Consider the following 24,446-nt stretch of genomic DNA (forward strand, 5'->3'; position numbering starts at 1 on the left):
CTTTCGCCTCGGGGCGCATCACTCACGTGTAGGTGGGGAAAGCGCCGACGACTTCGCGAGCGAGCTACTCATACGGAAGTATCGACACCGTGGAAACGTTCAAGCGAACACCGTTGCAGCTGTTTAACTTGCCCCAGCACTTCGTGATCCCCCTGTTCCAGCGTCCGTATGTCTGGCGCGAGGAAGAGCAGTGGGCGCCGCTGTGGAGCGACATCCGCCGGGTGACGGAGCTGCGGATCGCGGAGCCACGCTCGGGTGCGACGCACTTCCTGGGGGCTGTCGTTCTGCAGTCCCACGATGCACAGAGTCGGCGCTTGACGACGTGGAACGTGATCGACGGCCAGCAGCGACTCACGACGCTGCAGATTCTTGCCGACGCCGCTTGCGCACTCCTGGCGGAGAACGGGCAGGCTCGCTTGGCCGGGCAGCTCGAGCGCCTGACACACAACGACGAGATTTACGTCGAAGAGGGTGACAGCCGGCTGAAGGTTCGCCACCTCAACAAGGATCGCGCGGCATTCGACGAGGTGATGATTGCCGAGCCGCCTGTCGATCACGCGGGAATGGTCCACTCGGACTCCCAGATCGTGCGGGCACACGCCTACTTCTCTACGGTTGTCGAGCAGTGGTTGGGGGCGGTGGACTCCGAGGACTACGAAGCCAAAGCGAAGGAGCTGACCACGGTTCTGCTCGACGGTCTGCAACTGGTCTCGATCGAACTGGAGGCCTCCGAGAACTCGCAAGAGATCTTCGAGACCCTCAACGCGCGGGGTACGCCTCTGACGGCCGCTGATCTCGTCCGGAACTTCGTCTTCCAGCGACTGGATGCTGAGGGGGCAGACACCGCGAAGGCTTATCGAGAGGACTGGCCGTTCGAGACCAAGTTCTGGATGAAGGAAGTGAGCGTCGGCCGCAGCCTCGTCAGCCGTAGCTCACTGTTCCTCAACCAATGGCTCGTAGCGCGGACCGGCGAGGAAGTCAGCCCGCAAGCGACATTCAACAGGTTCAAGTCCTACGTCGAGCTGGAATCCAGTCAGTCCATGGGACAGCTCCTACCAATCATCAAGACACAGGCCCAGCAGTACGAATCCTGGACGGAGTCCGCAGCCCGCCCAGGCGGGAGCCTCACGTCAACCGAGATGGCTGTCTATCGAATGCAGGCTGCGGGCGTTGAGGTCCTCAAGCCTCTGCTCATCTGGGCGCATGAACCCGGCCGCGGCATCACACCGGACTCGGTAGACCGCATCATCAACGTTGCCGAGAGCTGGATGATCCGACGCCAGTTGCTGCGGCTCTCGGGGAGCGACCTCGGCCGTATCGTCGCTGACCTCATCGCCGCGAACGCGAAAGCGTCGGCCAGCGACATCGCCGAGCGTGTCACCGGCCACCTCGCACGCCTCAACGTCACGAGCACATACTGGCCCGGCGACGATGAGCTTCGGCAGACGCTCGCGATCGAGGCCGCCTACACACGCTTCCCGCGGGGTCGGCTGCGAATGCTCCTCGAGGCAGCAGAGGACTACTACCGCGCGGAGACTGGGCAACCTCAAATCGAACGAAAGGGTTATCCGGTCGAGCACCTGCTGCCGCGGAGCTGGAAGGACACCTGGCCGGTCGATCCGGACGATGTTGAGGCACGGCAGGCGCACGTGCACCGTCTTGGAAACTTGACCCTTTTGACTCGGTCACTCAATTCCAAGGTCTCCAACGGACCGTGGTCGCTGAAGCGTTCTGCATTGCAGGATCACAACACGATCACGCTCACCGGTCGCGTCATCAAGCGAACTGAGCACGAAGCCTGGGACGAGGAACTCATCGATGAGCGCACCGCGGAGCTCATCGAGACGCTGCTTCGCGTGTGGCCCGTTCCCGAGGGGCACCATGGCAAGGTGGTGGACCCGCAGACCAAGGCGGGCGACTGGGTCGAGTTGAAGCACCTCATCGAGGCTGGACTCTTGCGCGCCGGAGATAGCCTCGTCGCAACACACCGCGACTACAAGGGGCGGGAAGCGACCATCACCGCCGACGGGGCGATCCTTCTCGACGGCAAGCTCTACAAATCACCGTCTGCCGCCGGAATCGCTTTGCGGAAGCGGTCGACGAATGGCTGGTACTTCTGGGCGATCGCAGACGGCCGGAGGCTGCGAGACGTACGCACCGACTTCCAGAACTCCATGCCCGCCGACGAAGACCTCGAACTCCCGAAGCCATGACGTCGGCGCAGATAGATCGTGCGGTACTCGAACTGCGTCGGCTCAATAGAAGAAACGGGGCGGTCGACTTCGAAGTACTGGCTGCCGAGGCGTCGAGGATTTAAACCTCGGGCGGCAAACCGTGGCCCTCAGTGGCCAACCGCAGCAACGGGCTCGTCCTGGGCGGAAGCTATCTCGCCCGAATGGTTCACGAGGAGATGAACTCGACGGATCGTGTGCGGCTCGAAGAGAAGATCAAACTCATTCGCAGGTTATCCGGCGAAGTCGCGAGCGCGGCTCTACCACCAGCAACACCCGAAGTGCTTGTGTAAGTACGCCGGGCGATCGAGTCAAGCTGACGTATCACCAAACGGGGCGAAGGTCGACGCTCGTCGCGTAATCGCTTGCCGCGGTCAACGCTGCTACTTCCAGGGTCCTGACGGTGGCGTCCGGAGCTGACGGCAAACGAATGCGCGAAAGGGCACGCACCGCCTTCCGTTCGTGCAGATAGCGATAGCTTGACAGCGTGGCTGTGCGCGTGAATTTCCAGGATGTGGTCGATAAGTATGCTGTAGCGCTTCAAGTTCCTCGTCTCCTCTTCGACCTGTGGCCGAGTCCTCGCCCAGTCGGCCGACCGGGGCGCAAGTACTCCGCGCTACCCGCGGCCACGACGCTTGCGGTGATTGGCGCATTCGAGGGTTTTGCCGAGGACTTGCTCGCGGGAGCGCTTGTCGAACAGGGCCGGTCCTGGGCCCATGTGGCCAAGAACGCCGATCTCACCAATCCTTCGCTCGCCACGCTCGTGGAGAAGCTTGGTTACGCAGCAGGGATATCGTCAGCACCAGCGACGACCTGGACGATTACGCTCCCGCGGCAGACGGCAGCGACGGCGTGGGCAGATCGAGCCACCTCATGGGCTGAGGTGCTCGAACGCTCGGCGGGCTGGGTGCAGGTGCGCCACTGCCTCGCGCACGGTCTCGTCACCGGACTTGGCCCCGAGGTATGGCCTGCTCCAGTGTCGGCACGCCCGCTCGCCAATCAGGGGAACCTCCCGAGCGCGAACGATCCAAACGTTCTGGCAACCATCCGCGGGTTCCCCGACAAGCGCGCCCTCTACTTCTGGCCAGCAGTCGCGGCCGCGCGCATTTACTCGATCGGCGCGGGTGTAGTCGCGACGGAAGTCGCTCGCGCGTTCGGCGAGACGGTCGATGTGACTGGACTCGACCTTTTCAGCACCGTGTGATTATTGGGCAGCTGCGTCTAGCTTGCGGTGCCGCGGATAGCTGATACCTGCCCTGCGGGGAGGTCCGCGGCGCAACTTCGCGCGGGTCGCGGGCGGCCCGCTCGAGCAAGCCAAACTGCAGTTTCTGCGCACACTTCAGCCCCGCGACCGCACCCAAGCTCAACGACTGGCAGAATGGCTCCCCGTGGACACCATGTGGACACAACCCGCGCAGATCCAGACCTCTTTCGCTGATCAGAACCGAACGACACGAGACTCGATTGCGGCCCGCGTTCCCTTGATTTTCCGCGGCAGGATGGCCCAGCCCGCGTGATTCCGCGCTTCTCCGGAGGCGCCGAAGTCTGCGCAACTGAAGTTTCGACTCCCCTCGCCGCGTCTCTTCACGAAAGGCCGCGATCCCAATTTTTTCAAGGGATCGTGGCCGCTTTGCTCCTCTTCGGTGACGACCATCCGGACACCAGGTGGACACACCTTGACCACGACGCCCAGTTTCGCGTTCTCGTCACGTGGATCACTCTTCCGATTTTCCTGTAATCATGGTTACATGTAATCCCGTAACTGTGATCATTTGAATACCTGGAAGCCGGGGAGAGCGATGAAGGGAAACGAGCTGGTGTGGCGCGCCCTTGCGGATCGCGCTATCGAAGGGCAGCGCACCTGGCGGAACGTCGCGGATCTCGCTTACGAAGCGGGCGTGCCGAGCACAACCGCGTATCTTGCTCTCGAGCGACTCGAGAGCAACGGGACCGTCGATCGATACAGCCGGGGCGGGCTCGCGGTCGTCAGTATCGACAAGCTGCTGACGATGCTGTGCGCGTGGCGCAACCTCGAGCGCGACACCCTCACGTGGACGACACGCGAAGGCATCGGTCCGGTTCTCGACTCGAAGCTGGGCCCCTACGCGCTCGGCGGCGCTGATGCGGCGAACGCGATCCTGAACGGCCGAGCCGTCGCGGACTTCAACGAACACATCGTGTACCTGCCCGCGTCCGTGAATCTCACCACCCTGCCCGCCGGCAAGGAGGTACGCGTGCTGTCGATGGACAAGCGTGCGGCGAAGACCTGGAACGGGTACTCGAGTCTTGCTCAGACGTATGCCGATCTCTTCGCGACTCCGGGGTGGCAGTCATCCGAGTTCCGCAAGGCGCTGCGCGACAGCTTCCTGCGGGACCGCGAGTGGGATCAGGAAGGTGACGTGCGATGACGATTCTCGGGGCGGACGATGAGGGCCGCCTTCGTGCTCTGCTCGACTCGCTCGGATACGACCTAGAGCCCTCGATCCTCATCGGCGGGTGGGCGACGAACGCCCGCGTCGGCGGCGAGATCAGCCACGACATCGACCTGATCATCACCGACCAGAGCCTCCGACAGCGGCTCCCGGAACGCCTCACCGAGTACAGCGAGAACCACCTTCACAGCGGCGGACGGAAAGCGCGCGGCAACGCCGACGGCGTCCACGTCGACGCGTACTTCCCATACGAATCGAAACTCGGGACCAAGCTGCTCCTCGACGTCGGTGCACTCACCCGGTACGTCGACCCCGACCTCAAGGTCGAGGGCTGGCTGATGCTGACGCTCGACGCGCACATCGCCACGAAGATCGCCGCCCTGCTGGATCGGCACGCGACGGAGAAGGGAAGGAAGGACGCCCGCGAACTCGTCGCACTGATCGACAGCGGCGGCACCGCCGCGGGCGTGATCGAGGTTCTCCTGTCATCCACCGGCGGACCTGTCGATGACATTCCCGGGCACATGCGCACGACATTCGAACTCCTCCCCACACTCGCCGGACTCAACCAGAAGGACCGTCGCCGCTACGCCTCCCTCGCACGCGAATGGATCGAAGAAGCTGAACTGCAGCTTCGTCGCCGGTCAGACGGGCGCCCGGGACCGACGCTCGGAGCGGGCACGTGACGCTGGAACTCGGTCCCGACGACAAACGCATGAAGCTGCGCTACGCCGGGAGCTGTCGGCTGTGCGGCCGCGCGCACGGTGCGGGTGCCGAGGCCATCTACGAGCGGGCTCGAAAGGCGATTCGCTGCGTGGAGTGCGACAAAACGGCAGTCGAGGCGCCCCCGGTCGAAGTCGTGGGCGGCGAAGCCGGTGCGTCCGCGCGCCGAGAGTACGAGCGACGCCGGGATGCCCGTGAGCAGCGGATCCGCGGTGAGCATCCGAAACTCGGCGGGCTGATCCTCGCACTGTCTGACGATCCGCAGAGCACGAAGGCGTGGGAGCGCGGAGCGGTCGGCGAGGAGCTCATGGCGAAACGAACATCGACCACATCGCGATAGGGCCCTCGGGTGTCTGGGGGATCGACGCGAAGCGATACAAAGACAAGCGCCCGGAGCTGCGCGTTGGGGGCGGCCTCTTCCGACCGCGGGTGGAGTCGCTTCGAGTTGGCGGCCGCGACGGCACCAAACTCGTCGACGGCGTGAAGTCGCAAGTCGACCGCGTCCGCGAGGCACTAGCCCACGACACGATCCCGATCACAGGCGTGCTGTGCTTTCTCGAAGCCGACTGGCCGCTCCTCGGAGGATCTTTCACGGTCGACGACGTCCACGTCGTCTGGCCGCGACTCCTCGTCAAGCGGATGACGGAAGCGCCGGGCGCGGCCTTCGACGTCAGCGAGGCTCACGCGTGCCGCGCGGAGGCGTTCTCGGTCGCGTAGGGATCTGATCCTCGCTGGACTGCGCGAAGTCTCGCGGCGGGGCCGTGCGGTCCACTATGGTCGGTAGCGTCCGCTCTGGGGGCGGGCGAGTACGTGACCAGTGGCTCCTCCATGCCGCGGAAGGTCCCGGGCTGCGTTCAACGGCGATCTGGTCGACCGGCAGGCGATCATTACTGGGGGAAAAGTGGACGAATCGGTGTGGCGCACCTGGAAGCCGTATGCGGTCATCGCAGCGCTGGCCATCGGCGGAATCTGGTGGTGGAACTCTCAGTCCTCTTTCGCCGCCCTGAAGGACGGGCCTTACAACTGCACCGCCGTCTTCGTGAACGCAGACGGGAAGTACGAGGTCCTGGTCGATGCTTTTGGAAACCGGATGTACGCCGATGCCACGGTCGACGACGGCAATCTCGTCGCCCTGTCCGCCGATTCAGCGTTGTCGTCGGCCGACCTCGCTCAACTCACTATCAAGCCGAAGGGCGACTCGCACTTCACGGCGACGGACGACCCGGCGATGCACTCGTATAACGCCATAGCTTGCGACTTCGCGGGCTGATCAATGCCGACAATCCGCACCCTTACGGTCGTCGTCGCCGCGATCGTGATTGCCAGCGCGTTCACGGCGTGTAGCCGTGTGGGTTACGCCAACCACGTGCAAGAGTCGACGATCTCGTGCGACGACGTCTCGACGTCCGTCATCCATCGCGCACGCGCTGACGATACGTCCTCGGCCATCGACGAGGAAATCCAATACCTCGCCGACAACTGCTCCGACGCCTACGACGTGACAATCGACTACATCTCATCACGTAGCGCGGACCCTCAGTTCGCGTTCGATACCTGCGACGAGTGGGCGGAGCATATTCGCTCCGAAGCTGTGCAGCTCCTACGTCAGGACGGCCTTTGCTCCGACTCCGCTCCCGCGGACTCGGGTTCGTCCGCCAGCGGAGCTGGCGGACTCTCCTGGGACACCGCTGGAGACTATGCCGGCACCAACCAGCGGGTATGCGGACCGCTGATGACCACACGTGCCGACAACGACGATATTTTCCTCAACATCGGACGCGACTACCCCGACCCCGCTCGGTTCACCATCGTCCTCTGGGATGTGGGCAGCGTCGAGTCATTGCCAGCCGGCACGACACTCTGCGCGACCGGACCGATCTCCTTGTACAACGGCGTGGCGCAGATCGAGCTTTACGATGTCGGCCTCGTTGAAGTATGGGAGTGACCTCGACGTATCCGCTAGGCGAAAGGCGACACAACGTATCGTCGAATCTCCCTCACGCCGTGGACACCATGCGGACACAACCCGCGCAGATTCAGACCGGCCCCGCTGATCAGAACCGAACGACACGAGACTCGATCGCAGTCCGCACTTCGTTGATTTTCCGCGGCAGGACGCCCCAACCCGCGTAATTCCGCGCCTCCCCGGGAAGACCGAAATCAGCGCAACCGAAGTTTCGACTCCCCACGCCGCGTCAATGCGCGAACTGCCGCGATCCCAGTGCTTTCAAGGGATCGCGGCCACTTCGCTCCGCTCGGCGATGACCGCCTGGACGCCATTTGGACACACCCTGAGCACACCGCTCCGTATTGCGCCGTGCATCTACGGCCGATGGCGTTCCAGACGCGAGCGGACGTGGCGCAGTGCGGCACCGGCCACGAGTGCCAGCAGAGCGAGCGCCGTCAGTAGCAGGATCGGGACGTCGGCGCCGGTGACGGCGAGCGTTCCGGGCGGTGCGGCGGCCGCCGTCACGGTGCGGTTCGCCCATGCCGAGCCGGACGCCGCTCCCCTTACCTCGATGCGGTGCGCGCCCGGTGGCGTTTCGCGGGGGACGGTGACTTCGGTCGAGAATGCGCCCGAGGCGTCGGATGCCGCCACGGCGAGGTCCACGGGATCGGAGTGCAGCGTCACCTGCAACGACTCGGTCGGTGCGAAGCCCGCGCCGGTCACCGTGACCTTGCCGCCGGCTACGACGGTTCCGCCCGCGATGGCGATCGTCGGGAACGTGCCCGGATCGGTACCGAGGTCCGGGCCCGGATTGGTACCGGGGTCCGTGCCCGGATCGGTACCGGGGTCGGTGCCTGGGTCGGCGGCACGTTCCAGCGCGAGGTAGGGAGCGATGACCGGACCGCGCGTCCATTCCATCACCTCGGCCTGCGGCCTCGCGCCGGTGAACAGGTCGAATGCGTTCGAGTCGGACGTGTCGGTGACTCGCGAGGGGTCCTGGTCGGTGAAGCTTCCTGCTCCGCCGCCGCCGCGGAAGGGGCCGACGAAGTCGGGGCAGTCGATGCCCTGCGCGCACTCCGCACTGTAGACGGGGCGCACGTTGCCCACGCCCTCACCGTCCTCTGCGTCGCTGAACATGGCCACCTGATATCCGTCGTCAGCCAGGTCGCTCCCCGCGAAAGCGGCGGCCGGCACGGTGGCGATGATCGACCCACTCGGGTCGAGGGTGACGGCGCCGACACGCCGGTGGTCGGCGTCGTAGACACCGCCACCGAACGCGGCATCCGCGTACCGGCCGTCCGCAACGATCGCGTGCGTCCAGGCGCCCTCTGTGGAGGTGTTGGTACCGGGCAGCATGGGCGTCACCGCGGTCGACGAGCCGTCGCGCACGTAGATGGTGACCCGCTGCGTGCTCATGCCCGAGCCACCCCAGGGATTGTGGATCTCGCCACCCGTCGCCACGACGAATCGCACGAGGTCGCCGTCCCGATACACGTCCAGGCCCGTCAGGTCGAAGATGCCGGTCGGATAGGTGTACGTGCCGGGCCCGTTGTCGTCGCCGACCGGATCCTCGACCGAGCCGAGCAGGGTGCCGAGGGTTGATCGCCGAGGCCCGCAGAGACATTGCCCCGCGATCACGGGTGTCAGCCGGTCGGCAGGTGGCGACGCCCGCTCATGGCGACCACGCCGAGGCTGAGGGCTGCGATCAGGGAGCCCGCGAAGAACATCGCAGAATACGTGATCCACGCGCCGAGCGCCGCCAGGATGGCCGGGATGAAGAAGCCCAGGTAGGTCAGGGAGTAGTACACGGCGGTGAGCCCCGCGAGGTCGTCGGGTCCTGCGATGCGCTGGATCTCGCGCAGACCGCCGACCAGCAGCATGCCGTAGGCGGTGCCCAGCGCGGCGGCCGCGACGAACGCCCAGGGCAGCGAGTGCAGGCCGACGGCGACGGCGGCCAGGCACATCGCGGGGACGGTCACCGCCAGCGCGGCGACGACGCCGCGCGCGGAGCGCGGCGAGTCGATCCGGGCGGCGAGCTTCTGCACGGCGACGCCGCAGCCGAGGGCGACCACGCACAGCAGGCCCGAGATCCCCACCTCCAGGCCCGGCACCTGCGACATCATCAGCCCCGGCAGGATGGCGTAGGCGCTGGCGGCCGTGCCGAATACCCATGGCGCCATGGGCGCGACCACCAGCAGGAACCGCCGGTCCATTGCGGTCGGGATGCGCAGGTCATCGAGCAGCGGCGCGGCGTCCAGGCGGCGCCGGCGGGTCTCGGGCGCCCGCAGCAGCACGAAGAAGGCGGCCAGGGTGATGGCGATGTGCACCACGTACGGAGACGCCGCCGGCAGCGGGCCGAACTGGGCGAGCGCGGCGGCGACGCCGGCGCCGAGCGCGAAGCCCGACGTCAGCGCGAGCGCGGCACGCGACGCGCCGCGGCCGTCGACGCTGTCGAGTTCGAACGGCGCCTCGGAGAGCTCCTTGACCCAGCTGGTCCCCACCGCCATCACCAGGCCCAGGGCGACGCCCGAGAGCACCCGGCCGGCGAACAGCAGGGGCGCCGAGGCCGCGCCGACCGCCAGCAGAGCGCTGCCGGCGACGGCGATCAGCGGTGCCGGCACGAAGAGCGGGCGCCGGCCGTAGCGGTCCGAGAGCGGACCGCCCAGCAGCAGCGCGGGCACGATGCCGAGCACGTAGGCGCCGAGCAGGACGTTGACCGTCAGCGCGCTCATCTGGTCGATCTGCCGGTACATGACCAGCAGCGGGGTGAACTCGTTCCCTCCCCACGCGACGGCGAACAGCGCGGCGCCCACGCTCAGCCACGGCGCGGCAGCGCGGGACGCGGCGGCGCGGGGCGCGGCGGCGACGGTCGGAACCTCGGCGGTTGCGCTCACGACAGCAGATCCCGGTGCGTGTTGCGGATGTGCCGCGCGAGCGCCACCTCGAAGGCATCCGGGTCATGATCGCCGATGAGGCGTGCGAGCAGCTCATGGTCGGCGAGCACCTGCGCGGTGCGATCCTCTCGCCGCCAGAGCGAGCGCGTGACCATCCGTCGTTGACGGTCCCGCAGCGTCGCGAAGAATCCCGCCAGCAGGGCATTCTCACCCGCCTCCACGATGGTGGCGTGGAAGGCGGTGTCGGCTTCGGCGAGTCCGTCGAGATCCTGCTCGACGAAGGCCGCGCGTTGCCGCTCGATGATGGCGGTGAGAATGGCCACGAGGCCCTGCGCCCGCCCGCTGTCGCGACCGACTCGGCGCACGGAATCCGTCTCGATGAGCACGCGGGCGTCGACGACGTCTTCGAGTTCGCGCGGCTGGGCTTCGGCGATGAGGGCCCCGCGTTTGGGATACAGCCGCATCCACCCCTCGGCCTGCAGGCTCAGAAATGCCTCACGCACGGGCGTGCGGCTCATCCCGAGCGCCTCGGCGATCGAGCCCTCGCTGACCATCGACCCACCGGGCAGCTCTCCGTCCAGAATCCGCTGCTTGACGACCTGATAAGCGATCTCCGCCGCGGAGCGCGTGTCGACCGCACGGGTCGAGCTTGCGGCGATGTCGCTCTCCAATGTATCCATGACATAGATACTAGTCGTATCTATGTCATGAATCGACTGCTCGAGTCCCGCTCGAACGGCCGGGCGTTTCCCACGCATCGGCGCGCGGCACGGGCCGATGTCGTCGGGGGCATACCCGGTGAGCCGGTCCCCGCCGGAGCCACGTCAGCGGGCGTACACCTTCGCCTCCCACGGACTCAGGGCGGCATCGGCACGATCCTCGCCGTCCACGTTGTTCAAGATCGGACGCTCGTCGCGCCAATAGTCGCGCTCAGCTTCGGGCAGGTGCGGGGTCACCGCCGACGAGGACAGGTTCGCGATCACCAGCAGGCGCTGGGCGCCGAGGGTGCGCCGGAAGGCGAACACGGCCGGCGCGCCGACGTCCAGTCGCTCGAAGTCGCCGTCAGCGACCACGGGAAGCCGGTGTCGCAGAGCGATCAGCGCCCGGTAGTGGGAGAACACCGAGGCGGCATCGCCGTACTGCGCCTGCGCGTTCACGTGACGGTGGTTCGGATTGACGGCAATCCATGGGACGACCGTCGAGAATCCCGCGTTCGAGCTGGCGTCCCACTGCACGGGCGTCCGCGCGTGATCGCGGCTCATCCTCATGAGCCCCGAAAGCACCCTTTCGGGCTTCTCTCCGCGCGTCACGGCGTCCGCGTAGTAGTTGAGCGATTCGACGTCGCGGTAGTCCTCGATCGCGTCGAAGGGTGCGTTGGTCATGCCGAGCTCTTCGCCCTGGTAGACGTACGGGGTGCCGCGCTGCAGGTGCAGGACCGTGGCCAGCGCGGTGGCCGATTCCCGCCACCATTCGCCGGCATCGCCGAAGCGGCTCACCGGGCGGGGCTGATCGTGGTTTGCGAGGTACAGGCTGTTCCATCCCGCGTCGGCGAGCGCGTCCTGCCACTCGGTGAAGGATGCCGCCAACTCCCCCGGCTCGAGCGCGCGGGGACGGAACTTCCCGTCGCCGTGGTCGAGGCTCACGTGCTCGAACTGGAAGACCATGTCGAGCTCGCGCCGCGCGGGGTCGGAGAACAGCGCCGCCGCGTCCTTCGTGACGCCCGGCGTCTCGCCGACGGTCAGCAGTGAACCGCGCCCGTCGAAGACCTCGCGGCGCATCTCCTGCAGATACTCGTGCAGGCGGGGGCCGGCGGAGTAGTGCGCGAATCCGTCGCCGTACTCGGCACCCGGGCGGACGGGTCCGTCGGGATAGTCCGGGTTCTTGGAGATGAGGTTGATGACATCCATCCGGAAGCCGTCGACCCCACGGTCGAGCCACCAGCGCATCATCTCGTACACCGCCTGACGAACTTCGGGATTCTCCCAGTTGAGATCGGGCTGCTTCCGCGCGAAAAGGTGCAGGTAGTACTCCCCCGTCTCGGGGTCGAGCGTCCACGTCGGCCCCGAGAAGAAGGACTCCCAGTTCGTGGGCTCGCGGTCGGGTTCGCCGGGGGCGTGCCCCGCTCGCGGCGGTCGCCAGATGTACCAGTCCCGCTTGGCGCTGTGGATCGAGGACCGCGACTGGACGAACCACGGATGCTCGTCGGAGGTGTGGTTGACGACGAGGTCCATCACGAGCCTCATGCCGCGAGAGTGCAACGCCGTCAGCAGTTCGTCGAAGTCATCGAGGGTGCCGAAGACCGGGTCGATGCCCTGGTAGTCGCTGATGTCGTAGCCGTTGTCGGCTTGCGGCGATGGGTAGATCGGCGAGAGCCAGATCACGTCCACGCCGAGCCGCTCCAGATGATCGAGGCGCTGCAGGATACCCTGCAGATCGCCGATCCCGTCGCCGTCGGAATCCTGGAAGCTCCGCGGGTAGATCTGGTAGACGACCGCGCTCTTCCACCACTGCGACGAGGCCGGCACGTCCGCACCGGGGAAGAGCACCTCAGAGAGCGACATGGACGACCTGCCAGATGTGCACCGGCGGCAGGACGGCCACGGCGTGGTTCTCTTCGAGACGCACCTCGAGATCGCTCAAGCGCCCGCCGGCGTCGGGATCGGCGACGCGCACGCGTGGCATCCGGCCGCGGATGTGTCGGAAGCGCAGCTCCCCGTCGCCGGTGGCGGCCGGCTCGTTCCGCGGCGCATCCCAGGAGGTGTCCTCCTGCCCCGCCAGGTTGATCAGGTGCACGACGAGACCGTCGGCGGCGCGGGTGACCCGCCGCCACACCGCCCCCGCTACCGCCGTCTCGGCGACGGCGACGTCGGCGTAGGCCACGTCGAGGTCGTCGTTGTAGTCGCCGACGTACGACGCGGTCACGTCGACGATCTGCGGATCCAGCAGCAGGGCATCGTGCTCGAGCGCGAAATCCGACCAGCGCGTGAGGAACTCGAGCGTCCGCGGCTCGGCTTCGTGGTTGCGGACGTAGTACGGGTCCACGAGCAGTCTGCCGTGCTCGCCGGCCAGCAGCTGGGTGGCCCCGTGCGAGAGGAGGGTCGCCATGGTGAAGGCCGTCGCACGATCGGATGCGTCGGCGGGAGCCTGGTCGTACACGTGCTGATAGGCGGCCAGGACGACGGGCTTGTCCCCGGCCACCGCCCGCGCCCGTGTCGCCACGGCAGCAAGCGCGCCGAGTGTGAGCACCGGCTTCCACGGTTCGATGTAGACCGCGTCCTGCGGCGCCGACGCGCTGTCCCACGTCGGGAAGTCGTTGACGTTGTTGAAGATCAGCCGCGCGTCCCGCAGGTTGTCGCGCACCACGTCGATCATCCGGTGGAAGGACTCGGCCACGTCGATCGCGGTGCCGTCCGGGGTGGCGGCGTGCTTCGGGTACCCGTACTGGTCGAGGTGGAAACCGTCGAAGCCGACCTGTTCCACCGATGCGCGCAGATCCTGTGCGAAGTGGGCGAGCCAGGGCGGTGACGCGGGATCGAGGATGAAGAGGAAGTCACCGAGCGCATAAGGCTCCCCGTCCGGACGCAGCAGCGCGTGCTGCTGCCACCGCGGCCATTCCTCGGGACCGACCGCGTACACCGCGGCGTACCCGTACGAAGCCGCGCCCGCTGCGCGCAGCGCGTCCACGAGCGCCCGGACCGTCTCGAGAGTGATCGGCTGGCCCAGCGCGTCGTCGTACTGCTCGCCGCCACCGAGAAGATCCGCGTGCCGGTACGCCCAGTCGTAGAACTGGATGCCATTGAGGTGGAGTCTGCGCGCGAGGTCGGCGACGGCGTGGACGTCCTTGCCGGGCGCGTAGCTGGCGACGAACCCGTAGCGCAGCCGGGCGCGCGCATCGTCTGTGATCTCGATCGCCGTGCGGACGACGCCGCCCGCATGCTCGAGGTCGACGCCGTAGCATCCGGGCGTCAGGTCGGGAAGCGTCTGGAGAGCGCCGGGGCGGACCGGCTGGCGATGCACGAGTTCGCCGAGCCGCCACACAGAGAGGCTGCCGTCCACCGGCGCCGCTCCGCGGATCTCCACGTGCAGATTCTCGCCCGGCGCGAAGCTGGCGCGGGCGGGCAGGAGTGTCAGGTCGGTCACGGTCATCCTTTGACTGCCCCGGAGGTGAGGCCTTGTACGAAGTGGCGTTGGAAGATGAGGTACACGACGATGACCGGGATCACCGCGATGACGGACGCCGCGAAGACGAGACCCCACTGCGTCGCGTTCTGTCCTTGGAAGAGTTGGATCGCGATTGGCAGGGTGCGATTCTCGGAGCTGTTGATGATGGTCAGGGCCCACGCGAACTCGTCCCAGCTGGCGAGGAAGGTGAAGATCGTGGCAGTGGCGAGCGCCGGTCTGGCGAGCGGAATGGCCAGCCGCCAGTATCGGATCCACGCGTTCGCGCCGTCGACCTGCATCGCCTGATCGAGCTCACCCGGGATCGCCGCGAAGAACCCGCGCAGCAGGAACACGTTCAGTGCCAGCGAGCCGGCCACGTAGAACACGATGAGTCCTGCGAGCGAATCCAAGAGGCCGAAGTACTTCGCGAGCACGAACTGCGGGATGATCAGCATCATCGCCGGCACCATCAGGCCGATCAGCATGATGCGGAAGATCACTTCGCGGCCGCGGAACTCGAACCGGGCGAAGCCATAGGCCATCATCGAGCTGATCAGCACCGACAGCGCGGTGGAGACCACGGCGACGACCACCGAATTCAACGCGTAGCGGGAGAAGTCCTGGCTCGTCCACGCCTGCACGTAGTTGGCCCACGTGAACGGGTCGGGGATGAACTGCGGGGGCGTCGTCAGCACGTAGGCCTGCGGCTTGAAAGACGTCGACACCATGTACAGGAACGGCGTGATCATGACGATCGCGCCGACGCTCAGGGCGACCAGCCGCATCCCGGTCAGGGCGCGGCGCTGTACGCTCGAGCGCTTCATCACGCCTCCTCGTCGGAACGGTCGCGGAACACGCGGAGCTGCACGACCGAGAAGATGAACACCACGATTGTCAGCAGCACGGCGATGGCGGCCCCGTACCCGAAGTCGAGGTTGGAGAACGCCTGCTGGTACATGAACGTCAAGACCACCTCGGTCTGACCGCCCGGTCCGCCGGCCGTCATCAGCAGAACCGACGTGAACACGTTGAAGCCGCCGATGACCAGCATGACCACGACGAACAGCATCGCCGGCCAGATCGCCGGAATCGTGACGGCACGGAACCGCTGCCACCAGTTCGCGCCGTCCAGCGCGGCCGCCTCTTCGAGGGATTGCGGGACGCCTTGCAGCGCAGCGAGGAAGATCATCATGGACCAGCCCACGCCCTTCCACACTCCGAGCGCGCAGATCGCGACGAGCGCCGTCCACCGCCCCGACAGCCAGGAGGTGCTGCCGTCGGTGAGCGGCACGATGTCGCCGAGTGCCCAGTTCACGAGGCCCTGATCGGCGAACAGATACTTGAACAGCAGGGAGACGACGACCCAGCTGGTGACCACCGGAAGATAGAAGAGCACGCGGAACAGCGGCTGCGCCGGCGCCTTGGAGCGCAGCAGCATGGCCACCGCGAGCCCGAGGATGATCTGCGGTGGGACGGTGAACAGCATGTAGATGCCGCTGTTGGACAGACTCAGCCAGAAGCGGTCGTCCTGCACGGCGCGGGTGTAGTTGTCGAGTCCGACGAACTCGCTCGCCGCACCGCGCAGGATGTTCCAGTCGTACACGCTCATCTGCAGCGCCTGAACGATCGGGTACAGGATGAACAGCCCGAACAGGCTGGCCCCGGGCGCGATGAATAGCCAGGGTGTGAGGTTCGGCTTGCGCCGACGGCGCGGGGGGAAGGGCTGGCGCGAGGCAGCGGTGGCTGCCCCGCGCGAGCCGGCGGTGAGGGTCATCAGCCGTTGTCGGCCAGGAGCGCGTCGATCTTCTTGGCGGCAGCGGTGAGCGCATCCGCCACAGTGACCTTGCCCTCGAAGGCGGGCACGAGCTCGTCGTTCAGGATGGTGTCCACCTCGCCGGCCTGCGGAATGGGCAGGCGCGCGCGGGCGGTCTCCAGCTGATCGGAGAACGTCGCGAAGTAGGGCACGAGGTCAGCCTGCTTCTGCGCGAGCTCCGGCTTGACGGACATCTGGCCGGCCTTTGCCATGCCGAGCTGGAAGGTCTCGCTCTGGCTGAACTCCAGGAACTTGTACGCGGCGTCGGCGTGCGCGGTGGATTCGGTCACGACGAGGCTCTCACCACCGACGACGCTGATCGACCCGCCGTCACCGGAGGGCATCGGCGAATATACGGGTGCGAAGTCCGGGTACTGACCGGCCCAGATGTCCTGCATCCACGGGCCGTCGAGAATCGACGCGTACTGTCCGCCCGGCAGCCCGTCGCTCGTGCCCGTGGCGCCGGTGTTCCCGGTGATGAGGTTGGGGATCTGCCCCTCCTGATACAGGTCGACCAGCAGCTGGACGCCCGCGACGCTCTCCGGGCTGTCGAGGTAGCCCGTGGACGTGGTCAGGTCGGCATCGGCGATGTCACCGCCGGCCGACCAGATCCACGGCATGACGTTCCAGGCGCTCAGCCCACTGTCGGCGAAGGCGAACGTTCCCGACCCGTCCAGACCTGCCGCCAGCTTCTCGAGATCGTCGAAGGTGGCCGGCGGCGCCGAGAGGCCTGCCTTCTGCAGCGTGGCGGCGTCGGTCACGAGCACGCGGGTGTTGGTGTTCAGCGGGATGCCGTAGTAATGACCGTTCCACGAGGTCGTCTCCAGAGTGCCGGGGTAGACGGCGTCGGCGAGGTCCTCGAAACCGGGCATCGTGCCGTCGAGCTGCTTGAAGACCCCGAGCTTGGCGAACTGCGCGACCCAGCCGATGTCCGATCGGATGAGGTCAGGCAGTTCACCGCCGGCCGCGGAGGTCGTGAGCTTCTGCTTCAAACCGTCGTACGGCATGTCTACGTACTCGACGGTGATGCCCGGGTTCTCCTTCTCGAACGCGGGGATCAATTCGTTCTCCAGTTCGTCGGTCTGGGCGCTGTTTCCGCCGTTGCCGTATGTGCCCCAGAAGGTGAGGGTAACCGCGTCGTCCGACGCGGACGGCGAGCCGCCACCGCTGCAGCCGGCGAGCAGAGCACCCGCCGTCACCAGAGCGACGACCGTCGTCGCAGAACGAAAATGCCTCATTGCAGATCTCCCAGTATCAGGTGGTACTCGGAGGGGGGTATCTTCCTCCGATGCGGCAGTCGTTGCCGATGATTTATTTGAGCACACGAAGTAAAGCCTGCGCAAGATCCAACTTCTCACTGACTTCGATGCGCGATATATTCGGCTACGGAGGTAAATCACGATGGGGTGGCAACCGAGCGATCAGCTCACGCAGGACGTCGCACTCGAGGTGCTGCTGCACGGCCCGTTGGGTCGCGCAGAGTTGGCTCGACGACTCGATCTTGCTCCCGCGACTCTCACGCGCATCAGCTCCGAGCTCATCCGCTCGGGGATCGTGACAGAGACTTCCCAGGTCATAGAGGGGCGCGGGCGACCGACCACTCCCCTGGACGTCGTCTCGGCAGCGCATCACTTCCTGGGGGTCAAGCTCGCCGGCGAGTCCCTGTTCGCCGTGGTCACAGATCTGCGCGCGAACGTCGTGCGCACTCTCGGGGAACGACGGCATTCCGGAGCCCCCGAGGACGTGGTCGGCATCATCGGCGCACTCGTCGACGATGCCGAGTCGCGGCATCCGATCGACGCCGTCGGCATCGCCGTCGGCGGGGTCGTCGACGCGGACGGGACGATCGCCTCCGCGCCGTTCCTCGGCTGGACCGACGTCCCGCTGGCGGCGGCGACGGCGGACGCGGTGGGGCGTCCGACCGCCTGCGCGAACGATCTCGAGGCCTTCGTCGACGCGCTGCACTGGTTCGGCGTCGGCTCGGGTCACTCGAACTTCGCCGCCCTCACTCTGGGCATCGGCGTGGGCTACGGGTGCATCGCGAATGGTCGGGCGCTGACGGGCCCCGATTCGGGGGTCGGCCTCGTGGGGCACTGGCCGCTCGATCCGCTCGGCCCCCTGTGTCGACAGGGCCACCAGGGTTGCGCGGAGGCGATGCTGACGATCCCGTCCATCGAGCGCGCTGTGCACTTCGCCACCGGCGAGGACCTGCCGTGGCATGAGATCATCTCTCGGGCTCGACGAGGAGATGAGACCCTCACCCGGCTTCTGTCCCGGTCCGGCCGAGCGCTGGGACAGCTCATCGCGGCGGTGGCGAACCTGACGGCACCCGAGTTCGTGGTCATCGGCGGCGAGGGGGTGGAGCTCGCCGAGGTGGCGCGCGCCGACATCCATCGCGGCCTGGCAGAACATCGCGACGCCCGCGCATCCGAAGTCCGCATCGAGTTGGTGCCCGGAACGAACGAGGAGTGGTGCCGAGGAGCAGCAGTCCTGGGCATCCGCCGGTTCGTCCTCGGCCGCGGCGATGCCAGCGTCGAGCACTCATCGGCAGAGCGCAGACCTGCGTCTGCGTGAGGCGACCCAGCGCCCGGGTGGCCGCGCTCACCGACCGGTCAGGTGATCCGCGTCAGCGGCCGGACCCCTTCGCCCCACGGCGGATCGGCGCCGGGCCGTGACACGGTCACCGCTGCTGCCCGCGCACTGGCCTCGAGCATCGACCGCACAACACCGCCGTCGACGCCCCGCAGGGCGGCGCGGCCGTGCTGCGCATATCCCCGCGTCACCAGCTCCGAGATGAGCGTGCCCATGAACGTGTCGCCCGCTCCGATCGTGTCCGCAACGACGACCGAGGGCGGCTCGACGTGGACGACACCCTCAGAGGTCGCCGCGTCCGCTCCGGCTCCGCCGCGGGTGACGACGACGAGCGCCGCTCCCCTGCGCCGCCATCCGCGGGCGACATCGAGGGGATCCACCCCTGGGTAGAGCCAGTCGAGGTCCTCGTCGCTCGCCTTCACGACGTCGGCGAGGGCCACGAGCCGCTCCACCCGGTCACGATGCGCGCGGGGCTCGACCAGCAGTGCGGGGCGGATATTCGGGTCGTAGGTGATCAGCGCACTTGGTCGGGCCGCGTGCGGTCTCGCCGGTGAGCTCGATCGTTCGAATGCCGTGAGCATTCCACCGCCGTGCGATCTCGGCCACCTCCGCGGCGAGTGCCCGCGCAGGCAGGAGCCACACCGCCGGCTTGCCGTCGGTGACGATGGACCTGAGTGCGGCAACCTCACCGATGAGGGTCTTGCCTGAGCTGGTCGGCGCGACGACCATCACGTGACCCGCCGTCGAGAGGACGACAGGCACGGCCTTCGATTGCAGCGGGTTGAGTCGGTCGAACCTGTCGAGGTACTTCCGTGCGCGTCGGGAATCAGAGCCGACGCGGGTGTCCAGGATTCGTCGCCCTCGGTGACCGCGGACGCGTTCTCGAGCAGCGACAGGAACCCGAGCTCGACGGCCTCCACCATCGCGGGATCGGTGTGCACGAATCCGGAGTTCTGGTTGCGCGAGATCTCGGCCGAGGTGAAGTTCATCGAGTGCGTGATCGCGACCTCGTCGGCGATGATCTCCTTCTCGTGGATGTACCGGACCGCGGTGACCGACACCCCGGCGTGTCGAAGCGAGCGCACCACGGCGTCGTTGGATGCCTCGGGTCGACACAGCACGCGAACCTCGACGCCGCGTCGCTGTGCAGCGAGAACGCCGTCGAGAAGCTTCCGCGCGAGCGGCGAGACATCCCACCACGGCACCTTCACCCAGAGTCGCGTGCGTGCGCTGGCAACGGCTGCGTTGAGCGCGACGAGAAGGTCAGCGCCCTCACCGTAGTTCGACAGCCGCCGAGGCTCAGCCACCGAACTCACTGTCGCTCTCCCATTTCTGAGAAAGCGTATCCAAGGCGACGGTCGTCGATTGTCACGAGATGGGGGCCACCCAAACCGAGATGGTGATCGTCGCGGCTCGACAGTTAAGGCGCCGCGAGTCGTTTGCGTGCGAGGCCATGAGTAGCCAGCGAGTACACGAACGGACCGCGCGCAGCGGCGAGCCGGTGGATCTTGTCCGAGTACTCGAGGCAGAGGTCACCCATCTGCGCCGCAGTGAGGTCGCCGCGGGCGAAGACGAGCACTTTCGCGTCGTGGGCGTAGATCGCGTGGGCTTCGAGGGGTCGCGTGGCGATGCGGTGGTCTTTCGCGACGAGGAAGTAGCCGGCGGTTGCTCCGGCACCGATCCACTCCTCGTCACGCATGCGTTGCGCGCGCTCGTCGCCGTACTCATCGGCGAGTGTTCGCACATCCCATCCGGCATCGCGGAGCCGCGTCGCGAGCACCCGCTGGCCAAGCGACCGGTCGAGGAGGAACCGAACCGGGAGCACGGTTCAAGCAGCCTGGAGGATGAGCGAGCGCATCTCAGGGCGCTCAAGTCCGAAGTCGTCTGCAACGTCACCCAGGGGCTCCCCCGCGCGCACACGGCTCACGATGTCCTCGACACGCACGCCGATCCGGTCCACTGTGGGCTGACCCGAGTTGCGGTGCGGGTCCACGACGACATCGACAGCCTCAAAAACGGGCAACCGCAAGTACTGTGCGAATCCTTCCCGGTAGCTGATGCTTTGGAGGAACTCGGCGACGACCTCGTTGAAGACGCCCTGGTGGTTGCGGACGACGACGAGCTCGCCCTGACCGTTCTGGTAGAGGATCTCCGCGCCGTCGGTTCGCAGTCGCTCACTGAGCAGCGCGTTTTCAAGGCCGATCTCCTCGCGAAGCACCTCGATCGCCGGCCGGATGCGCGCCATCGGCAGTCCGACCCGGCGGAACGACTCGATGATGAAGCCCTCCGCGAGCGCGTTGAACGGCACGGTGTAACCCCGCCCCTCGGTCACGCCAGTCAGCAGCGGAGGGCTCCACCCGAACTCGCCGGCCGTGCGCTGCGCGAAACGATGTCCGTGAGCCCAGCGCGCAAACGACGTCGGCGGCGCCTGGATGATGCGCGCCGCCTCACCTTGGCCATAGATCGGCGTTGTGTACGCACGATCCTCCACGAGCGTTTGCATGCAAACATGCTAAACCCCACGGCGTACAGCCGCGCGGTAGCTGAGCGCATCACCTGGCCCGGAACGATGAGCAACGTCGGTAGCGCGGGGCTACGCTGCGTGGACACCATATGGACACAAGCCGCGCAGATTCAGACCAGTCCCGCTGATCAGAACCGAACGAGACGAGACTCGATCACAGCCCGCGCCCCCTTGAATTTCCGCGGCACGACCGCCCAACCCGCGTGATTCCGCGCTTCTCCGGCAGCGCCGAAATCAGCGCAACCGAAGTTTCGACTCCCGCCGTCGCGTCCACCTCGGCGATGACCCTCTCAGTCGCTCGGACGCCGCCGCATCTGCTTGATGTCGGTGCGCCGCTGCTTCTGCTTCAGCCGACGCTCGCGTGCCCCGCGGCTCGGCTGCGTCGCCCGCCGTTTCGGCGGTGGGGGCCGCAGTGCGTCCGCCACGAGCTCGGCGAGCCGCGCCCGCGCCGCGTCGCGATTGCGCAGCTGCGCTCGGTGCTCGGATGCCGCGACCGTGAGCACCCCGTCGACGAGGCGACCATTTAGCCGCGTGAGCAGACGTTCGCGCTGCAGCGGGGAGAGCGCTGCGGAGCCGGCGGCATCCCACACCAGCTCGACCCGGGAATCGGCGGTGTTGACCCCTTGGCCTCCCGGGGCGGGGGCTCGTGAGAACCGCCACGAGAGCTCCGCCTTGGGGATCGTCACCCCTCCTGCGATCCGCAGGCCGGGGCGATGGGGTGCGGCCATGCCGTCCATCCTGCCCCCGCGCGGGGGGCTCGTCGACCGCGACGCCGGTCGGACATCCCCGACCGGCGACCTGTCGGGAGGATGCGGAGGCATCTCGCGCGAGAATGAGACCACCATGGCCACGCCCACTCCGCCCCTCCGCCAGCGCAACGCGCTCATCCCCGGCGTCATCGCCGCGACCGTGCTCATCGCCGGCATCCCGCTGATCGGCACCGAGTTCGCGATCACGATCTGCTTCATCGTCGCGATCCTGGCGCTCATCATCGCCTGGCTCGCCGCGCAGGCCCGCCAGTGGTGGTGGACGGTCGTCATGGTCGCGATCGCGGTGCTGTGGAACCCGGTCTTCCCCTTCGCGTTCACCGGTGCGCCGTGGCTCGTCGCGCACATCGTCGCCTCCGCGCTCTGCGTCGTCGCCGGCGTTCTCATCTCCGTCCCCCGCGAGGGAACGGGCGCCGCGCGCGGCTGAACCCGATTGGCACGCGTCCGCCGCAAAGCGCCGACGGCCCGCATGGGAGACTGGATGCCATGACGACCGCGACGATCTCGACGTTCGAGCCCGATGGCCGCGCCATCGCCTACATCGACGAGGGCGCGGGGCCCGCGCTCGTCCTGATCCCCGAGACCGGGCAGGACATCGCCTCGCTCGGAACGCTCGCCTCGATCCTCGTCGAGGAGGACTTCCGCGTCGTCCGCCTGGCGCCCCTGGCCCCGGAAACGGACGTCGAGAGCCACGTGCAGACGGTGGCCGACCTCATGGATGCCGTGAGCCTTCCCCACGCCTGGATCGGCGGCCACGGATTCGGCGGCACCGTCGCCCGGGCCGTCTCGCACGCGCACCACGAGCGGGTGGACGGGGTCCTGCTCCTCGCCCCCGAGCCGATCGAGGGCGCCCTCGTCGAGGACATCCCGGTGCTCGTCATCCACGGCACCGACGATGAGCAGACGCCCCGTTCCGAGAGCGAGCGGCTCGTGGCATCCGCCCCCGCGATCGCGAGCCTCAAACTCGTCGAGGGCGCCGGCCACCTCTTCCCGGCGACGCACCCCGGCGAGACGTCCTGGTTCATCGAGGACTACCTCGACTGGGACTGACGCCGTTCAGGCCGCGGGGAACAGCACGGCCGCGGCGAGCGCGTACACCGGGACGTAGATGAGCGCGATCAACAGCGCGTGGGTGACCACGAACGCGAACGCCTCGAGGGCTTTGCCGCGCGCGCGGAAGTGCGCCCCGAGCTTACGGAGCAAGCCGATCGGATGCCGGACGTCCCAGCTGTTCACCCGCAGGTAGCGCCCGAGGTACACGCCGACCGCCCCGAGGACGATGGCGCCGACGGCGAAAGCCCAGCTCGAGGCGGGCACGACCGGACGGGTGGGGTCGATGAAGACGACGATCAGCACGGTCTGCACGATCGCGAGGCTCAGGACGGCGTTCGCGATGCCCGACACCGTGAGCGTCAGGGTCTGCACGATGTCGTACCACAGTGGGACGGGCGTCTCCCCGTCCTCGCGGTGGCTGAGGTTCAACTCGGTGATGAGGTAGACCGAATTCGGGAAGAAGAGGAGCCACGCGAGGGTTGCGAAGACGACATAGATCCACAGCACCACCGGGGCGGTCGAGCCTGCGCTCGCGAGAACCGGGACGAGGAGCATGAGCCCCGCCACCCCGACGATCGCGATCAGCACGGGGATGAACGAGAGCACGACGTTCAAGAGCATCGGCCGATAGAGGCCCACGCCATAGACCCGGGAGCGGAGGACGATGAGCGTCGCGGCGTTGATATTCAGCAGCACGACGCACACGACCGCGATGATCACGCTCGACATCATCCCTCCTCCCCGTCCGGCCCGGTGTACCACTGTGGCGCATTCTCCGGCGTTTCGCAGGTCGCGCGCCTAGCATCGGGCCCACCACGCCAGGAGGTCGCCATGCACAGGCGCATGATCACCGCAGCTCTCATCACGTGCGCCTTCGCCGTGTCGACGGCCGGCCTCGCCGGCTGCGCCCCCGCCACCTCGACCCCCTCTGGAGGAGCCATGAGCGATTCGACTCCGAGCACCCGCCCGCCCTTCCAGACCGCGACGCCCGGTCCGGTCTCCGGCGCGCCCACCGGCACCCCGGTCGACGTGCCGCAGAGCAGGTGGGACGCCATCGCCCGGGACCTCGCCGCGCGGGGGGTGGCCGGTACGCCGGAGCTCATTTCGGCGGAGGCGGTCACCTTCTCCGACTCCTCCCTCGGCTGCGCGACCCCCGGGCAGTCCTACACGCAGGCACTGGTCGACGGCATGCGCGTCGTCGTCTCCGCCGACGGGAAGAGCTGGGACTACCGGTTCGGAACGGGCGACGCCCCCGTGCTCTGCACCCGCTGAGCGGATCCGGAGCACGAGGGCGTCGGGGACCCCGCG

At 67.3% G+C, this 24,446-nt stretch carries 26 protein-coding genes and 1 pseudogene; 12 read left to right on the forward strand and 15 right to left on the reverse strand.

Translation table 11 applies throughout. From position 1 onward, the window contains the following. The first annotated feature begins 89 nt into the window (after positions 1–89). The 8 genes from J0P97_RS05325 (at position 90) to J0P97_RS05355 (ending at position 7,331) form a co-directional block, all read left to right on the forward strand. Positions 90–2,213, forward strand: a complete 2,124-nt coding sequence (locus J0P97_RS05325; protein ID WP_215486750.1) for a GmrSD restriction endonuclease domain-containing protein — start codon at positions 90–92, stop codon at positions 2,211–2,213. 505 nt (positions 2,214–2,718) lie between these two features. Further along, positions 2,719–3,435: a hypothetical protein gene (locus tag J0P97_RS05330; protein WP_215486751.1), complete on the forward strand. Its 717-nt coding sequence runs from the start codon at positions 2,719–2,721 to the stop codon at positions 3,433–3,435. A gap of 595 nt (positions 3,436–4,030) precedes the next feature. Beyond that, positions 4,031–4,639: a helix-turn-helix domain-containing protein gene (locus J0P97_RS05335; RefSeq protein WP_215486752.1), complete on the forward strand. Its 609-nt coding sequence runs from the start codon at positions 4,031–4,033 to the stop codon at positions 4,637–4,639. Then, positions 4,636–5,349, forward strand: coding sequence for a nucleotidyl transferase AbiEii/AbiGii toxin family protein (locus tag J0P97_RS05340; RefSeq protein WP_215486753.1), 714 nt, complete (start codon positions 4,636–4,638; stop codon positions 5,347–5,349). Before J0P97_RS05335 ends, J0P97_RS05340 begins: the two co-directional genes overlap by 4 nt. Next, on the forward strand, positions 5,346–5,726 hold the full coding sequence (locus J0P97_RS15500; RefSeq protein WP_246539834.1) for a hypothetical protein: 381 nt from the start codon (positions 5,346–5,348) through the stop codon (positions 5,724–5,726). Before J0P97_RS05340 ends, J0P97_RS15500 begins: the two co-directional genes overlap by 4 nt. Then, positions 5,663–6,103, forward strand: coding sequence for a nuclease-related domain-containing protein (locus J0P97_RS15995; RefSeq protein WP_344184845.1), 441 nt, complete (start codon positions 5,663–5,665; stop codon positions 6,101–6,103). The genes J0P97_RS15500 and J0P97_RS15995 overlap by 64 nt, the downstream gene beginning before the upstream one ends. A 184-nt stretch (positions 6,104–6,287) precedes the next feature. Then, entirely contained in the window at positions 6,288–6,656 is a 369-nt protein-coding gene (locus J0P97_RS05350; protein WP_215486754.1) for a hypothetical protein, read from the forward strand. 3 nt (positions 6,657–6,659) lie between these two features. Then, on the forward strand, positions 6,660–7,331 hold the full coding sequence (locus J0P97_RS05355; protein ID WP_215486755.1) for a hypothetical protein: 672 nt from the start codon (positions 6,660–6,662) through the stop codon (positions 7,329–7,331). Between the two features lie 378 nt (positions 7,332–7,709). Here J0P97_RS05355 and J0P97_RS05360 read toward each other — a convergent pair whose 3' ends face one another. The 8 genes from J0P97_RS05360 to J0P97_RS05395 all read right to left on the reverse strand — a co-directional run bounded on the left by J0P97_RS05360 (position 7,710) and on the right by J0P97_RS05395 (position 17,440). Next, positions 7,710–8,972: a glucodextranase DOMON-like domain-containing protein gene (locus J0P97_RS05360; protein ID WP_215486756.1), complete on the reverse strand. Its 1,263-nt coding sequence runs from the start codon at positions 8,970–8,972 to the stop codon at positions 7,710–7,712. Between the two features lie 5 nt (positions 8,973–8,977). Continuing rightward, the gene (locus J0P97_RS05365) at positions 8,978–10,228 is read right to left on the reverse strand and encodes an MFS transporter (protein ID WP_215486757.1); all 1,251 of its coding nucleotides are present in this window, start codon (positions 10,226–10,228) and stop codon (positions 8,978–8,980) included. Further along, positions 10,225–10,908 carry a GntR family transcriptional regulator gene (locus tag J0P97_RS05370; RefSeq protein ID WP_215486758.1) on the reverse strand — a complete coding sequence of 228 codons (684 nt, stop codon included), beginning with the start codon at positions 10,906–10,908 and terminating at the stop codon, positions 10,225–10,227. Before J0P97_RS05370 ends, J0P97_RS05365 begins: the two co-directional genes overlap by 4 nt. 144 nt (positions 10,909–11,052) lie before the next feature. Beyond that, positions 11,053–12,789: a glycoside hydrolase family 13 protein gene (locus tag J0P97_RS05375; RefSeq protein WP_215486759.1), complete on the reverse strand. Its 1,737-nt coding sequence runs from the start codon at positions 12,787–12,789 to the stop codon at positions 11,053–11,055. Beyond that, positions 12,776–14,368 carry a glycoside hydrolase family 66 protein gene (locus tag J0P97_RS05380; protein ID WP_215486760.1) on the reverse strand — a complete coding sequence of 531 codons (1,593 nt, stop codon included), beginning with the start codon at positions 14,366–14,368 and terminating at the stop codon, positions 12,776–12,778. Before J0P97_RS05380 ends, J0P97_RS05375 begins: the two co-directional genes overlap by 14 nt. Before the next feature lie 2 nt (positions 14,369–14,370). Then, on the reverse strand, positions 14,371–15,213 hold the full coding sequence (locus tag J0P97_RS05385) for a carbohydrate ABC transporter permease (RefSeq protein WP_215486761.1): 843 nt from the start codon (positions 15,211–15,213) through the stop codon (positions 14,371–14,373). After that, positions 15,213–16,163 carry a carbohydrate ABC transporter permease gene (locus tag J0P97_RS05390; RefSeq protein ID WP_215486762.1) on the reverse strand — a complete coding sequence of 317 codons (951 nt, stop codon included), beginning with the start codon at positions 16,161–16,163 and terminating at the stop codon, positions 15,213–15,215. The genes J0P97_RS05385 and J0P97_RS05390 overlap by 1 nt, the downstream gene beginning before the upstream one ends. After that, on the reverse strand, positions 16,163–17,440 hold the full coding sequence (locus tag J0P97_RS05395) for an extracellular solute-binding protein (RefSeq protein WP_215486763.1): 1,278 nt from the start codon (positions 17,438–17,440) through the stop codon (positions 16,163–16,165). Before J0P97_RS05395 ends, J0P97_RS05390 begins: the two co-directional genes overlap by 1 nt. Positions 17,441–17,603: 163 nt before the next feature. On the opposite strand from J0P97_RS05395, the gene J0P97_RS05400 reads away from it, so the two are divergent. Next, the gene (locus tag J0P97_RS05400) at positions 17,604–18,776 is read left to right on the forward strand and encodes an ROK family protein (RefSeq protein ID WP_215486764.1); all 1,173 of its coding nucleotides are present in this window, start codon (positions 17,604–17,606) and stop codon (positions 18,774–18,776) included. A 38-nt stretch (positions 18,777–18,814) separates the two neighbouring features. Here the strand turns inward: J0P97_RS05400 and J0P97_RS05405 are convergent, their stop codons facing one another. The 6 genes and pseudogenes from J0P97_RS05405 to arfB all read right to left on the reverse strand — a co-directional run bounded on the left by J0P97_RS05405 (position 18,815) and on the right by arfB (position 22,046). Further along, on the reverse strand, positions 18,815–19,375 hold the full coding sequence (locus tag J0P97_RS05405) for a PfkB family carbohydrate kinase (protein ID WP_215486765.1): 561 nt from the start codon (positions 19,373–19,375) through the stop codon (positions 18,815–18,817). Between the two features lie 19 nt (positions 19,376–19,394). Then, positions 19,395–19,523 (reverse strand): annotated as a pseudogene (locus J0P97_RS16000) (DEAD/DEAH box helicase); the annotation flags it as partial. Next, the gene (locus J0P97_RS05410) at positions 19,523–20,101 is read right to left on the reverse strand and encodes a phospholipase D-like domain-containing protein (protein ID WP_215486766.1); all 579 of its coding nucleotides are present in this window, start codon (positions 20,099–20,101) and stop codon (positions 19,523–19,525) included. The pseudogene J0P97_RS16000 and the gene J0P97_RS05410, both read right to left, overlap by 1 nt. Positions 20,102–20,214: 113 nt before the next feature. Then, positions 20,215–20,619 carry a PIN-like domain-containing protein gene (locus tag J0P97_RS05415; RefSeq protein ID WP_215486767.1) on the reverse strand — a complete coding sequence of 135 codons (405 nt, stop codon included), beginning with the start codon at positions 20,617–20,619 and terminating at the stop codon, positions 20,215–20,217. A 3-nt stretch (positions 20,620–20,622) separates the two neighbouring features. Further along, complete coding sequence (locus J0P97_RS05420; RefSeq protein ID WP_215486768.1) at positions 20,623–21,297, reverse strand: DUF433 domain-containing protein; 675 nt, start codon at positions 21,295–21,297, stop codon at positions 20,623–20,625. A gap of 311 nt (positions 21,298–21,608) precedes the next feature. Beyond that, complete coding sequence (arfB, locus tag J0P97_RS05425) at positions 21,609–22,046, reverse strand: alternative ribosome rescue aminoacyl-tRNA hydrolase ArfB (RefSeq protein ID WP_215486769.1); 438 nt, start codon at positions 22,044–22,046, stop codon at positions 21,609–21,611. Between the two features lie 115 nt (positions 22,047–22,161). Between arfB and J0P97_RS05430 the strand changes: the two genes are divergently transcribed. Both J0P97_RS05430 and J0P97_RS05435 read left to right on the forward strand, forming a co-directional pair. Beyond that, positions 22,162–22,512, forward strand: a complete 351-nt coding sequence (locus tag J0P97_RS05430) for a DUF6804 family protein (RefSeq protein WP_215486770.1) — start codon at positions 22,162–22,164, stop codon at positions 22,510–22,512. Between the two features lie 59 nt (positions 22,513–22,571). Further along, positions 22,572–23,135 carry an alpha/beta fold hydrolase gene (locus tag J0P97_RS05435; protein WP_215486771.1) on the forward strand — a complete coding sequence of 188 codons (564 nt, stop codon included), beginning with the start codon at positions 22,572–22,574 and terminating at the stop codon, positions 23,133–23,135. Between the two features lie 6 nt (positions 23,136–23,141). Here J0P97_RS05435 and J0P97_RS05440 read toward each other — a convergent pair whose 3' ends face one another. Next, entirely contained in the window at positions 23,142–23,867 is a 726-nt protein-coding gene (locus tag J0P97_RS05440) for a DUF1361 domain-containing protein (RefSeq protein ID WP_215486772.1), read from the reverse strand. Positions 23,868–23,969: 102 nt separating this feature from the next. Between J0P97_RS05440 and J0P97_RS05445 the strand changes: the two genes are divergently transcribed. Beyond that, the gene (locus tag J0P97_RS05445) at positions 23,970–24,410 is read left to right on the forward strand and encodes a DUF8738 domain-containing protein (protein ID WP_246539836.1); all 441 of its coding nucleotides are present in this window, start codon (positions 23,970–23,972) and stop codon (positions 24,408–24,410) included. Positions 24,411–24,446: the final 36 nt, after the last annotated feature.

It is taken from the genome of Microbacterium flavum, from assembly GCF_018717645.1.
Taxonomy (GTDB): domain Bacteria; phylum Actinomycetota; class Actinomycetes; order Actinomycetales; family Microbacteriaceae; genus Microbacterium; species Microbacterium flavum.

Excerpts from the sequence above, each read along its gene's own strand:
- J0P97_RS05440 (WP_215486772.1), bottom strand. The coding sequence starts at position 23,867 with ATGTCGAGCGTGATCATCGCGGTCGTGTGCGTCGTGCTGCTGAATATC.
- J0P97_RS05375 (WP_215486759.1), bottom strand. The coding sequence starts at position 12,789 with ATGTCGCTCTCTGAGGTGCTCTTCCCCGGTGCGGACGTGCCGGCCTCG.
- J0P97_RS05400 (WP_215486764.1), top strand. The coding sequence starts at position 17,604 with ATGGGGTGGCAACCGAGCGATCAGCTCACGCAGGACGTCGCACTCGAG.
- J0P97_RS05420 (WP_215486768.1), bottom strand. The coding sequence starts at position 21,297 with ATGCAAACGCTCGTGGAGGATCGTGCGTACACAACGCCGATCTATGGC.
- J0P97_RS05435 (WP_215486771.1), top strand. The coding sequence starts at position 22,572 with ATGACGACCGCGACGATCTCGACGTTCGAGCCCGATGGCCGCGCCATC.
- arfB (WP_215486769.1), bottom strand. The coding sequence starts at position 22,046 with ATGGCCGCACCCCATCGCCCCGGCCTGCGGATCGCAGGAGGGGTGACG.
- J0P97_RS05405 (WP_215486765.1), bottom strand. The coding sequence starts at position 19,375 with ATGCTCACGGCATTCGAACGATCGAGCTCACCGGCGAGACCGCACGCG.
- J0P97_RS05335 (WP_215486752.1), top strand. The coding sequence starts at position 4,031 with ATGAAGGGAAACGAGCTGGTGTGGCGCGCCCTTGCGGATCGCGCTATC.
- J0P97_RS05390 (WP_215486762.1), bottom strand. The coding sequence starts at position 16,163 with ATGACCCTCACCGCCGGCTCGCGCGGGGCAGCCACCGCTGCCTCGCGC.
- J0P97_RS05430 (WP_215486770.1), top strand. The coding sequence starts at position 22,162 with ATGGCCACGCCCACTCCGCCCCTCCGCCAGCGCAACGCGCTCATCCCC.
- J0P97_RS05370 (WP_215486758.1), bottom strand. The coding sequence starts at position 10,908 with ATGGATACATTGGAGAGCGACATCGCCGCAAGCTCGACCCGTGCGGTC.
- J0P97_RS05355 (WP_215486755.1), top strand. The coding sequence starts at position 6,660 with ATGCCGACAATCCGCACCCTTACGGTCGTCGTCGCCGCGATCGTGATT.
- J0P97_RS05385 (WP_215486761.1), bottom strand. The coding sequence starts at position 15,213 with ATGAAGCGCTCGAGCGTACAGCGCCGCGCCCTGACCGGGATGCGGCTG.
- J0P97_RS05340 (WP_215486753.1), top strand. The coding sequence starts at position 4,636 with ATGACGATTCTCGGGGCGGACGATGAGGGCCGCCTTCGTGCTCTGCTC.
- J0P97_RS05445 (WP_246539836.1), top strand. The coding sequence starts at position 23,970 with ATGCACAGGCGCATGATCACCGCAGCTCTCATCACGTGCGCCTTCGCC.
- J0P97_RS05395 (WP_215486763.1), bottom strand. The coding sequence starts at position 17,440 with ATGAGGCATTTTCGTTCTGCGACGACGGTCGTCGCTCTGGTGACGGCG.